This window comes from Micromonospora sp. C95 (assembly GCF_018070465.1).
Lineage (GTDB): Bacteria > Actinomycetota > Actinomycetes > Mycobacteriales > Micromonosporaceae > Micromonospora.
Genome location: NZ_JAGPXT010000014.1, coordinates 39,687 through 51,871, shown reverse-complemented (window position 1 = coordinate 51,871; position 12,185 = coordinate 39,687). Strand labels below are relative to the sequence as shown.

Annotated in this window: 9 protein-coding genes; 5 read left to right on the top strand and 4 right to left on the bottom strand. The window is 73.1% G+C overall.

Going from position 1 to position 12,185, the window contains the following annotated elements; all coding sequences use genetic code 11:
* Nucleotides 1–19: 19 nt before the first annotated feature.
* A complete protein-coding gene (locus tag KBX00_RS17460; RefSeq protein WP_210828257.1) occupies nucleotides 20–1,246 on the bottom strand; it encodes an MFS transporter in 1,227 nt (408 codons plus the stop codon).
* Nucleotides 1,247–1,306: 60 nt separating this feature from the next.
* Nucleotides 1,307–2,800 (bottom strand): GH1 family beta-glucosidase, encoded by a 1,494-nt coding sequence (locus KBX00_RS17455; RefSeq protein ID WP_301548127.1) that lies wholly within the window; start codon nucleotides 2,798–2,800, stop codon nucleotides 1,307–1,309.
* Nucleotides 2,801–3,768: 968 nt separating this feature from the next.
* On the opposite strand from KBX00_RS17455, the gene KBX00_RS17450 reads away from it, so the two are divergent.
* The gene (locus KBX00_RS17450; RefSeq protein WP_210828256.1) at nucleotides 3,769–6,669 is read left to right on the top strand and encodes a glycoside hydrolase family 48 protein; all 2,901 of its coding nucleotides are present in this window, start codon (nucleotides 3,769–3,771) and stop codon (nucleotides 6,667–6,669) included.
* A gap of 280 nt (nucleotides 6,670–6,949) precedes the next feature.
* Here KBX00_RS17450 and KBX00_RS17445 read toward each other — a convergent pair whose 3' ends face one another.
* On the bottom strand, nucleotides 6,950–7,675 hold the full coding sequence (locus KBX00_RS17445; RefSeq protein WP_210828255.1) for a DUF3159 domain-containing protein: 726 nt from the start codon (nucleotides 7,673–7,675) through the stop codon (nucleotides 6,950–6,952).
* A gap of 83 nt (nucleotides 7,676–7,758) precedes the next feature.
* Here KBX00_RS17445 and KBX00_RS17440 point away from each other — a divergent pair, with 83 nt between their 5' ends.
* Both KBX00_RS17440 and KBX00_RS17435 read left to right on the top strand, forming a co-directional pair.
* Nucleotides 7,759–8,646 carry a phosphatase PAP2 family protein gene (locus tag KBX00_RS17440; protein ID WP_210828250.1) on the top strand — a complete coding sequence of 296 codons (888 nt, stop codon included), beginning with the start codon at nucleotides 7,759–7,761 and terminating at the stop codon, nucleotides 8,644–8,646.
* Nucleotides 8,647–8,650: 4 nt separating this feature from the next.
* Nucleotides 8,651–9,343 carry a maleylpyruvate isomerase N-terminal domain-containing protein gene (locus KBX00_RS17435; RefSeq protein ID WP_210828248.1) on the top strand — a complete coding sequence of 231 codons (693 nt, stop codon included), beginning with the start codon at nucleotides 8,651–8,653 and terminating at the stop codon, nucleotides 9,341–9,343.
* Nucleotides 9,344–9,386: 43 nt separating this feature from the next.
* Here KBX00_RS17435 and KBX00_RS17430 read toward each other — a convergent pair whose 3' ends face one another.
* Complete coding sequence (locus KBX00_RS17430; protein ID WP_210828246.1) at nucleotides 9,387–10,250, bottom strand: DUF1028 domain-containing protein; 864 nt, start codon at nucleotides 10,248–10,250, stop codon at nucleotides 9,387–9,389.
* A 101-nt stretch (nucleotides 10,251–10,351) separates the two neighbouring features.
* Between KBX00_RS17430 and KBX00_RS17425 the strand changes: the two genes are divergently transcribed.
* Entirely contained in the window at nucleotides 10,352–11,332 is a 981-nt protein-coding gene (locus KBX00_RS17425; RefSeq protein WP_210828397.1) for an LLM class F420-dependent oxidoreductase, read from the top strand.
* Nucleotides 11,329–12,162, top strand: coding sequence for an SDR family oxidoreductase (locus KBX00_RS17420; RefSeq protein WP_210828244.1), 834 nt, complete (start codon nucleotides 11,329–11,331; stop codon nucleotides 12,160–12,162). The genes KBX00_RS17425 and KBX00_RS17420 overlap by 4 nt, the downstream gene beginning before the upstream one ends.
* The last annotated feature ends 23 nt before the right edge of the window (nucleotides 12,163–12,185 follow it).

The window sequence follows — 12,185 nt, the reverse complement described above, 5'->3', positions numbered from 1 at the left end:
CGGCCGGCTGACGATGCGTTTACCGCAGGCCGGGCGCGGTGGTGGGGCGGGAGGCGAGCCACCAGGCGACGGTGGCGGCCACGGCGACGACGCCGCTGAACAGGAACGGCGCCTCGATGCCGGCTCGGGCGGCCAGCGCGCCACCGGCCAGCGCACCCAGCGCGGTGCAGCTGTAGGTGACCAGGCGGGAGGCGGCGACGACCCGACCGAGCAGCCCGCCCGGCACCAGCCGTTGGCGTACCGACAGCGCGGCGACGTTGAGCACGGCGAAGGCGGCGCTGGTGGTGACCACCACGACCACCGCGACGGCGCGGTGCCCGACGACGGCCAGCAGCACCGGTACGCCGGCGGTGACGGCCATGGAGCAGGTCAACACGGCCCGGTGCTGGAAGCGGGCGACCAGCCGGTCGGCGGCGAACGAGCCGATCAGGCCACCGGCCGCGCCGGTGGCCAGCAGCAGGCCGAAACCGAACGCGCCGAGGCCGAGGGCGTCGCGGGCGTAGAGCACGAAGATCGCGAACCAGGCGGTGTCCGCGGCGGCCACGGCGGCGGTGACGAGCACCAGGGTGCGCATCATCGGCTGGCGGACGAGCCAGCGCAGGCCGGCCAGGACGCCGCCGTCGGCGGCCGGCGGGGTGTCGTCGGCGGCGTCCGGGGTGGCCCGGTGCGCCAGGGTCAGCGGCAGGGAGAGGACGAGCATCACCGCCAGGGCCAGGGTGGCCCCGTTGACGGCGAACGGGATGGCGGCACCCAGCACGAACAGCAGGGCGCCCACCGGTGGACCGACGAACTCGTTGCCGACGATCTCCCCGGCGACCAGGCGCCCGTTGGCCTTCTCCAGTTGAGCGTCGGGGACGAGTCTGGGTACGGCGGTCTGGGCGGCGGTGTCCCGGATGGTCTCGCCGACGCCGAGCAGGAACGCGGCGGCGACGACGAGCGCGATGGTGGCCCAGCCCAGGGCGACCGTGGTGGCCAGTGCGGCCAGCACGACGACGCGGCCGGTGTCGGCGGCGGCGAGCAGCGTGCGGGCCCCTCGGCGGTCGGCGAGGGTGCCGGCGAGTAGCCCGGAGACGAGCCACGGCAGGAACTGGGCGGCGGCGACGGCACCGACGGCCAGTGGGTCGTCGGTGAGTGCGGCGGCCAGCAGCGGGAAGGCGGCCACCCGGATGCCGTCGCCGAGGTTGGCCAGCGCGGCGGCGCTCCAGAAGGTCCAGAACGGCCGGCCCAGACGGTTGCGATCACGCATGCGGGGATCGTACGTGCCTCGGCGGCGGCCCGGCTCCGGGCCGCCGCCGAGCAGAGGGGGTCAGACCGCGTTGTCCGCGATGACCTGGCGGTACCAGTGGGCGCTGCGCTTGAACACCCGACGCTGGGTGGGGTAGTCGACGTAGACCAACCCCCAGCGCTGTTCGTAGCCCTCGGCCCACTCGAAGTTGTCGAGCAGGGACCAGACGTGGAAGCTCTCCAGCGGCACGCCTTCGGCGATGGCGCGGTGGGCGGCGGTCAGGTGGTCGCGGAGGAACGTGACGCGGCCGTCGTCCTCGACGGTGCCGTCGGCGCTGAGTTCGTCGGGGGTGGGCAGGCCGTTCTCGGTGACGGTGAGGGGGATGGGCCCGTAGTCGCGGGTGACCCGGGTCAGGATGTCGTACATCCCGTCCGGGTAGATCTGCTGCCACTCCGCCTCCGAGGTGGGCCAGCGGCGTTCCGTGCCGCCGGACGCGGTGACGTAGATCGGGGTGTAGTACTGCACGGCGAGCAGGTCGATCGGGCTGGAGATGATCTCCAGGTCGCCGTCGCGGATGCCGCGGACCATCCGGCTGCCGGGCCCGAGGTCGGCCAGCACGTCGGTCGGGTAGCTGCCGGTCAACGCGGAGTCGAGGTACAGGCGGTTCTCGTAGCCGTCGAAGAGGCGGGTGGCCTCGGTGGCGGCCGCTGAGTCGTCGGCGGGATAGCAGGGGTGCAGGTTGAAGGCGGGCCCGATGCGGCTCTTTCCGCCGGTGGCGCGTAGGGCGCGGACGGCGAGGCCGTGGGCGAGTTGGAGGTGGTGAGCGACCAGGTACGCCGCGTCCGGGTCCTGCCGGCCGGGGGCGTGGTGGCCGAAGAGGTAACCGTTCTGCACCACCGTTTTCGGCTCGTTTATGGTCAGCCAGACCGGCACCCGGTCGCCGAGGGCGTCGAAGACGATCGAGGCGTAGTCGGCGAAGCGGTTGGCGACGTCGCGGTTCTCCCAGCCGCCGGTGTCCTGCAGGCTCTGGGGCAGGTCCCAGTGAAACAGCGTGGCCATCGGGGCGATCCCGCGTTCGTGCAGGCCATCGACGAGGCGACGGTAGAAGTCGAGGCCGCGTTGGTTCGCGGCGCCGGTTCCGTCGGGCTGGATGCGCGGCCAGGAGATGGAGAACCGGTAGCTGCGCAGCCCCAGGTCGCGCATCAGATCGAGGTCTTCGGCATAGCGGTGGTAGTGGTCGGCTGCCACGTCGCCGGTGTCGCCGTTGCGGGTACGTCCGGGGGTGTGGCTGAACGTGTCCCAGATCGATTCGCCGCGGCCGTCCTCCTTGGCGGCACCCTCAATCTGGTACGCGGAGGTCGCGGCACCCCAACCGAAGTCGGGTGGGAAGGAGCGCCGGGTGGCCGGGGACGACTCGGTGACCGGGTGGTCGGCCGGATCGCCCGGCTGGCAGCCGGCCAGGCCGGTGGCGGTGACGGCCGCGGCCGTGGTGCCGAGCACGGCGCTGACCGGGGTGGCGGCGGTGGCGGAGAGCGCCGCGCGGCGCAGCAGGTGCCGCCTGGTGAGTATCGACATGGGTTCTCCTCGTGGATGGGGACGACCGCCTACGACCGGGAGCGCTCCCAACAAAGGGTAGAGGGTAGGCGGTCCCCGCCGGGCCGAGTCGTCACGAGGGGTGGGGCGGACGGCCTCGGTGGCGGGATGACGTGGGGTGGGGAGGGGCGCTGTGCCGGACGGGCAGCTGGTGCGGCGGGACCGGGTTGCGCCGAGTGCCGCGGGCGGACCGGTGGTGCGCGCCCGGGCGGTCGGCGGGGCGTCGCGGATGGCGGTCGGCGGGCGGGTCGACTGCCGTGCGGGGCGCGCGGGTGGTGCGCGTCTGACCCGTCGGCCTCTTTTCCCATCGTGAACGGGGGTTTAGTGTGGGGACGGGGGAGGGCAACCCCCGTCCCCACCGTGTTGCGGTACACGCACGTTCGGATTGGCGTCCCAGTTGTGCGTGTCGCGCGGGAGCCGGGCCACGCGAGTGGCTGAGGATCCACCTCCCTCCACTGTGGTGGGGTGACGGCTGACGGCGGTGTCCGGGCTGGCCCGCCGTCGGCCTGTGGTCTGTTCCCCGGAGCCGTGGGCACGACACCGGGCGATATTCCGGGTGGAACTCTGTCGATGGAAGCGCTCCCATCGACGTTGCTGCGACTGTAACGCCCGTCACGGCTTTGTGAAAGCCCCAAAACGAGATCGAAACAACTCAGTGTTTCCGGAAGTTCTCTTGCTGGCGTTGGGAGCGCTTCCATGGCACACTGTCGATCGACCGCGCGGAGCCAAGGTACGCGTGAGCGCGGGTCGCCGAGGGCTTCCGGCTCGTCCGGTACGGCGTCCTGCCAGCAGCGGGAGCAGCTGCCGTCCCACACGGCGCCCCGCCGCGCCGGCCCCACCCGGGCCGCAGCGACCACCATCCACTGACGCCTCGGCGGACCTGTCGTCCCCGAGGTGTCACCGCCGGGGCGCCATCAGCCACCGGCCTGGTCCGAGGAGACACCGCGCAGATGAGAAACCTGGCTAAACGTCGGCGCCTGGCGTGGCTCGCCGCCGCGGCGCTGGCGATCGGTGGGGCGACGGTCCCCGCCGCCGCCGCACAGGCCGCACCGGCCTGCGACGTGGTTTATACGACAAACGACTGGAGCAACGGCTTCACTGCAAACGTCACCATCCGGAACACCGGCGACGCGATCAACGGCTGGACCCTGAGGTTCGCCTTCCCCGGCAACCAGCGGGTCACCCAGGGCTGGTCGGCCCGGTGGAGCCAGAGCGGCAACCAGGTCACCGCCGTCAACGAGTCCTGGAACGGCAACATCCCGGCCGGCGGCAGCACCAGCATCGGCTTCAACGGCTCGTACTCCGGCACCAACGCGAAGCCGACCTCGTTCTCGGTCAACGGGGTCACCTGCGGCGGCACGGCGCAGCAGCCCCCGACGGTCAGCCTGTCGGTGCCCGCCGGCCCGTTCACGGCCCCGGCCACCGTGCCGCTGACCGCCACCGCCAGCGACCCGGACGGCACCGTCGCCCGGGTCGAGTTCTACCGCAACGGGCTGCTGGTCAACACCGACACCAGCGCGCCGTACGCGTACACCCTGGAGAGCCTGCCCGCCGGTGACTACACCGTGCAGGCCCGGGCGTACGACAACAGCGGTCTGTCCGCGATCGCCGAGCGGTCGTTCACGGTCGCCGCCTCCACCTCGCCGGCCCTGGTCGCCACGCCGACCGCGGTGACCGTCCCCGAGGGCGGCAGCTCGACGTTCAACCTCAAGTTGAGCCGGGCGCCCACCGCGAACGTCGCGGTGAGCCTGGCGCGTACCGGCGACACGGACGTCACCGTCACGCCGACCTCGGCGACGCTGACCACGTCGAACTGGAACACCGGCGTCGACGTGACCGTCCGGGCGGCGGAGGACGAGGACACCGTCGGCGGCACCGCCACCGTCACCGCCTCGGCCACCGGCCACACCCCGGCGACGGTGACCGTCACCGAGATCGACAACGACGTGCCCGGCGGGGACGACGAGTACGTGCAGCGCTTCCTCACCCAGTACAACAAGATCAAGAACGCGGGCTACTTCAGCCCGGAGGGCGTGCCGTACCACTCCATCGAGACGCTCATCGTCGAGGCGCCGGACCACGGCCACGAGACCACCTCCGAGGCGTTCAGCTTCTGGCTGTGGCTGGAGGCCTACTACGGTCGGGTGACCCAGAACTGGACGCCGTTCAACAACGCCTGGACGGTGATGGAGCGGTACATCATCCCGTCCGACGCCGACCAGCCGACCGCCGGCTCCGCCGGTGACGCCACCTACGCCGCCGAGCACGACCTGCCCAGCCAGTACCCGTCGCAGCTGGACTCGAACGTGCCGGTCGGCCAGGACCCGCTGCGCGCGGAGCTTCGGTCGACCTACAACACCGGCTCCATCTACGGCATGCACTGGCTGCTGGACGTCGACAACGTCTACGGCTACGGCCGCTGCGGCGACGGCACCACCCGCCCCGCGTACATCAACACCTTCCAGCGGGGCACCCAGGAGTCGGTGTGGGAGACCGTGCCGCAGCCGTCCTGCGACACCTTCGCCCACGGTGGCGAGTACGGCTACCTGGACCTGTTCATCGAGGAGGACCAAGCCCCCGCCAAGCAGTGGAAGTACACCAACGCGCCGGACGCCGACGCGCGCGCCGTGCAGGCCGCTTACTGGGCGCTGACCTGGGCCAAGGAGCAGAACAAGGCAGCCGACGTCGCGGCCACCGTGGCCAAGGCCGCCAAGATGGGTGACTACCTGCGGTACGCCCTGTTCGACAAGTACTTCAAGCGGGTCGGCAACTGCGTCGGGGCCAGCGCCTGCCCGGCCGGCTCCGGCCGCACCTCCGCCCACTACCTGCTCTCCTGGTACTACGCCTGGGGCGGCGCGTACGAGACCAGCCAGAACTGGTCCTGGCGGATCGGCTCCAGCCACAGCCACTTCGGCTACCAGAACCCGTTCGCGGCCTGGGCGCTGACAAACGTCGACGAGCTCAAGCCGCGCTCGCCGAACGCGGCGGCGGACTGGACCAACAGCCTCAACCGGCAGTTGGAGCTCTACACCTGGCTCCAGTCGGCTGAGGGCGGCATCGCCGGTGGCGCGACCAACAGCTGGGGCGGGCACTACGGCCAGCCGCCGGCCGGCACGGCCACCTTCTACGGCATGTTCTACGACGTTGACCCGGTCTACAACGACCCGCCGTCGAACCGGTGGTTCGGCATGCAGGCCTGGTCGATGCAGCGCATCGCCGAGCTGTACCTGGTCAGCGGGAACGCCCAGGCCAAGGCGCTGCTCGACAAGTGGGTGCCGTGGGCGATCGAGCACACCACGCTGGGTGAGGACTGGTCCATCCCGTCGGACATGGAGTGGACCGGCCAGCCCAACAACTGGAACCCGAGCAACCCGCAGCCGAACAACAACCTGCACGTCGAGGTGACGGTCCGGGGTCAGGACGTCGGCGTCGCCGCCGCCTACGCCCGCACCCTCATCGCGTACGCGGCCAAGTCGGGCGACACCGAGGCGAAGGAAACCGCCAAGGGGCTGCTGGACGCGCTGCACGCGCACAGCGACGACCAGGGTGTCTCGACGGTGGAGAAGCGTGGCGACTACGAGCGCTTCGACGACGTCTACGACGCCTCCACCGGGCAGGGCCTGTACATCCCGCCGGGCTGGACCGGTGAGATGCCCAACGGTGACGCCATCGCGCCGGGGAAGAGCTTCCTCGACATCCGGTCGTTCTACAAGGACGACCCGGCGTGGCCGAAGGTGCAGGCGTACCTCGACGGTGGGCCGGAGCCCGAGTTCCGTTACCACCGCTTCTGGGCCCAGGCGGACGTCGCCATGGCCTACGCCGACTACGGGAAGTTGTTCCCCAACGGCTGAACGAACTCCTCCGGGTGGGCAGTGACCCACCCGGAGGTGCCGGCCGAGCCTCGGGGGTAGAGGCAGGTCCGGAAGGCGGCCTGACACCCACGGTCAGGCCGGGGTGGGTCGGCCCTCTGGCCGACGCAGCGGAGCGGTCGGCCCACCCCACCACCGGGCGAGCCGCCGGGCACGGCGCGCACATGGCGAAAAAAAGTGACCGTCCCGGGATCACAACCCGGCCCGGGACGGAGTAACGTACATCACCGGAGAGGCCGCTCCCCCCGTGGCGGCCTCTCCCTTATTGTCCCAGCCCAGGTGCGTGCGGCGCGTCCTCGTCCGACGCCTTCGCGGCCGGCTCGGTCCGCGGTGTCACCGGGTGCCGCAGGCCCGGGTGACCGGCCGGCAGCGACCGGCGCAGCACGGCCCAACTCACCGCCAACGCCGCCGCGACCAGCGGCCAGGTCAGCCCCACCCGGGCGGCGGTCAGGGCGAGCACGTGTCCGCCGAGATACAGCGGCACGAACACCGCCACCCGCAGCAGGTAGGTTCCCGTCCACACCCAACTGGCCCGGCCGTACGCCCGCAGCAGCGCCGGGTCACGTCGCCAACGTCCGCGCTGGCCCAGCGTGGTGCCGACGACGACCCCCAGCAGCGGCCACCGCACCATGATGCTCACCGCCCAGGCCAGCGCGCTTGCGGCATTGGCCAGCACCTGCACGAGGAAGAAGTCCTCGGCCCGCCCGGTGCGCACCGCCACCAGCGCGGCCACACAGACGGCCAGCAGCCCGACCAGCACCGACCGGGGCCGGTCACCACGGCGCAACCGCCAGCCGGCCACCACCGCCCCGGCGACCAGGGCCGCCACCACCCCGACCAGGACCGACCGGTCGGCCACCAGCCAGCCCACCGCGAACGCGACCGGCGGCACGGTGGCGTCCACGGCTCCGCGCCGCCCACCGAGCAGATCGGCCAGTGACTCGCCCCGCCCGACCGTGGTGGCGTCCCGCTCCGACGTACCGGTCACGTCCCCTCCTTCACCTGCGGCCCAACCTATCGCCACGCCACGGGCGGGCCACCGGCCGGACGTCGCGAGCGTGCCGCTAAGTTGTGCGGGTGCGCGTGACGCCCAGGGGTGGTACAGCGGTCTGGCTGGTCGTGCTGGCCCTCATCCAGACGGCGGCCTTCATCGCCGTCTGGCAGTTCGCCCTGCACACCGAGGTCGGTCAGTGGATCGACACGGTGGCCCTCACCGGTAACCGCATCGGCCAAGACCACATCGAGGAACCGGTCGACCGGATCCTCAACGCCATGTCCGTGGTGTCGCTGCTGGCGGTCACCGTGATGATCGGATTCATCGCGCTGATCCGTGGCCGGGTCGCCCTGGCCGTCGCGGCGACCCTGCTGATCGCGGGTGCCAACGTCACCACCCAACTGCTCAAGTACGGACTGAGCCGCCCCGACTACGGCATCGACCTGGAACGGGTGTACGTCGGCAACAGCCTGCCCAGCGGGCACACCACGGTCGCCGGCTCGGTGGCGGTGGCCCTGGTGCTGGTGCTGCCGCCGAAGGTGCGGGCCGCCGGTGCCGTGATCGGGGCCGCCTACGCCGCGACCGCCGGGGTGGCGACCCTGTCGGCGGGCTGGCACCGGCCCAGCGACGCGATAGCCGCGTTCCTGGTGGTCGGGGTATGGGCGGCGCTTGCCGGCCTGCTGCTGCTGATCACCCAGCGGGAACGGGCGGAGGTCGCCCCCGGCGACGCGCACCGGCTCACCGCGCTGCTGCTGGGCATGGGCGGGGTGCTGGCGCTCGCCGGCTGCGCGCTGGCCCTGTGGTGGCTGGTGGGCCTGCGGTCCACCCCGGCGGCGGAGCTGGCCCGCCGCCCGCTGTTCGTCGGCTACGCGGGCAGCGGCGCCGGTATCGCCGGCTCCATGGCGGTGGTCATGGCGCTGGTGCTCACCGCCGTGCACCGTCTGGTTCCGCGCTACAAGGGCTGAGCGGATGAGCACCGTACGGTCGGCCTTCCACGACGAGTGCGACCGGCTCGGCGCGGTCCTGCCCACCCTCGACCGGTCGGACCTCGACCGCCCGACCCGCTGTGCGCCGTGGACGGTGGCCGACCTGCTGGCCCACGTGCGCACCGGCGCCGGTCGGCTGGCCGGCATGCTGACCGCCCCGGCGCCCGGCCCCGCCCAGGTCGACGCCGCCGGCTACTTCGGTGCGGCGAAGTTCCTACCGGCGGTGGACGCCGCCCGGATCGCCGCCGCCCAGGGTGCGGCTGCTGCGGCCGACGCCGGACCGCCGCCGGGCCGGACCGGCGCGGTGCTCGCCGCGGACTTCGACCGGGCCTGGCGGGCCACCCTCACCGCGGTCGACGCCCACCCCGCCGACCGGGTGGTCCGCACCCGGCACGGCGACGCGATGACGGTCACCGAGTTCCTGCGTACCCGGGTGGTGGAGGTCGGGGTGCACGGCCTCGACCTGGCCGAGGCGCTGGACCGGCCACCATGGCTGACCCCGACCGCCGCCCGGGTGATCGCCGACCTGCTCACCGGCGGGCAGGCACTGCCGGCGGAGCTCGGCTGGGACCGGCTCACCCTGATCGGCAAGGCGACCGGCCGCAGCCCGCGCAGCCGGGCCGAGCAGGACGCCCTCGACACCGCCGGCATCCGGCTGCTCGCCTTCGGCGGCTGACCGGGGACCAGCCACGGCCGACCGGTGGCCGCGCGCCGCCGGGTCAGGCGGTGGTGCGCGGCGCCGGTACGTGCGGAACGGCGGCCCGCAGCTGGGCCAGGACCACCGGGTCGATCCGACCGGGCGCCAGCCGCTCCTCCAGGTTCTCCAACCCGGCCCAGGCGACCAAGGCGTCCTCGGGCTCCGCCGGGTCGGCCGGATACCCGAGCGCGGTCAGCAGGCCGGCGACCTCGGCGGCCAGCGCACCGGTCAGGTCCAGCAGGGTGGCCGGATCGGGCCGGCTGAACAGCAGGGTGTGCACCGCGAGCAGCCGGTCGAGTTCGGAGATCGGGTCGGGGTGGTCGTCGACCCGCAGGTCGATCATGGTGTCGCCGGTGCCGCCGTACCCGCCGCCACGGCGCACCACCAGCAGCCCCGCGCTCTGCCGGCCACGCCGGTCACCCCCGGCCGCCTCGCCGGCCCGCAGCGCCGCGAGCAGCCGTTGCGGGAACGGCAGGTGGCTACCGGCCAGCCAGGCGTCGCGCAGCCCGTCGACGACCTGCGGGCCGGTGAGGATGTTGCCCTGCGCCGCCCAGCCGTCGCCGGCCTGCCCACCGGCCCAGCCCCGACAGTGGACCCCGGTCCAGGTGGCACCCGGCCCGCTGGCAGCGACCACACCGAGCTGCCGGTGATCGCGTTCCGGATCGGCGGCGACCAGGCCGGCGACCACCCCGGCGGCGGACACACCGGTCCGCAGCAACGCCAACCCCTGCGGCCGGTAGGCCAGGTTCACGTGCGCCTGGGTGGCGATCGCGCCGACGTCGGCCGCCGCGCCCGGCACCAGGGCCCCGGCGGCCAGGAACCGGCTCGCCACGACGACGCCGTGCAACCGGCCGTCGTCGGAGCGGGCCACCAGGGAGAAGGTCACGCTGGGAAGGTTAGCGCTGGTGACGGTGCTGCGACCGCCGCCATGACCTTGCCCGACGAGGCCGGGCCGGGCACCATCGACCGATGACGACGCGATGGGCAATGACGGTGCCGATGGGCGGAATCCCGCTCGCCGACCACGCCGCGGTGTACGCGGCACTCGCCGACGCCGGCTTCACCGACGTGTGGTCCTCCGAGGTCAACGGGGCCGACGCGTTCACCCCGCTGGCGCTGGCCGCCGCCTGGCAGCCCGGACTACGGCTGGGCACGGCGATCGCACCGGCGTTCACCCGCGGGCCCGGCCTGCTGGCGATGAGCGCCGCCGCGCTCGCCGACGTCGCCCCCGGCCGGTTCGCCCTCGGCATCGGCGCGTCGTCACCGGTGGTGGTCTCCGACTGGAACGCCGTGGAGTTCACCGAACCGTTCCGGCGTACCCGTGACGTGCTGCGATTCCTGCGGGCGGCGCTGCGCGGGGAGACCGTCGACGGCGCCTTCGACACCTTCGCCGTCCGCCGGTTCACCCTGGAACGGCCGCCGGCGGTGCCGCCGGCGCTGCTGCTGGCGGCGTTGCGTCCCGGCATGCTGCGGCTGGCCGCCGCCGAGGCCGACGGAGTGATCCTCAACTGGCTCGCCGCCACCGACGTGCCCCGGGCGGTGGCCGAGCTGGGGCAGCGGCGGGCGCAGTTCGAGGTGGTCGCCCGGATCTTCGTCTGCCCCACCGAGGACGCCAGGTACGCCCGCACCCTCGGCCGACGGATGATCACCAGCTATCTGACCGTGCCCGCGTACGCGGAGTTCCACCGCTGGCTCGGTCGGCAGGAGGCACTCGCCGGCATGTGGACGGCGTGGGCGGCCGGCGACCGGCGTGGTGCGCTGGCCGCGATCCCGGACGAGGTGGTCGACGCGCTGATCCTGCACGGCTCACCCGAGCAGTGCCGGGCACAGGTGAACCGATACGTCGACGCCGGGGTGGACGTACCGGTGCTGGCGTTGCTGCCCACCCCGGAAGTCACCGCCACCGACCCGGCGGCCCTGACCACGCTGTTCGCCCGGCTCGGCCGCGACGCGAAGGAGGCGGCGTGAACCTCACCGACCGGGTAGCGGTGATCACCGGCGGCGCCGGGGGGATCGGTGCGGCGATGGCCCGGCGGTTCGCCGCCGAAGGCGCCGCCGCGCTGGTCCTGGCCGACCTGGACGGTGCCGCCGCCGAGGCGGTCGCCGCCGCCGTGGGCCCACTGGCCCGTGGGCTCGCGGTGGACGTCACCGACGAGGAACAGGTACGCGCCCTGGTCACCGACACCGAACGTCGCCACGGCCGGATCGACGTGTTCTGCGCCAACGCCGGGGTGAGCACCGGCGGGGGAGTGGAGGTCGACGACGCCGGCTGGGAACGGTCCTGGCGGGTAAACGTGCTCGCCCACGTGTACGCCGCCCGGGCGGTGCTGCCGGCGATGCTCGCCCGGGGCAGCGGCTACCTGCTGCACACCTGCTCGGCGGCGGGGGTGCTGACCGCCGTCGGCGACGCCGCGTACACCACCACCAAGCACGCTGCGGTGGGATTCGCCGAGTGGCTGTCGGTGACCTACCGCGACCGGGGCATCCGGGTCAGCGCGTTGTGCCCGCAGGGAGTCGACACCCCGATGCTGACCGAGGGCCTGGCCGCCGGGCACCTGGGTGCCCGGGTCATCGCCTCCTCCGGCGTGGTGCTCAGCCCGGACGACGTGGCCGCGGCGGCGGTCGCGGGAATGGCGGAGGAACGGTTCCTGATCCTGCCGCATCCGGAGGTGGCCGACTACGCCCGCCGCCGCGCCGAGGACCCCGACGGCTGGCAGTCCGGCCTCCGCAAACTCGTCCGCCGGCTGCGCGCCGCAGATCAGGACGCGCCGCCGCCGAACCCGGCAGCATCACCGTAGGTGGCGTCTCCGGCGATGGCGGC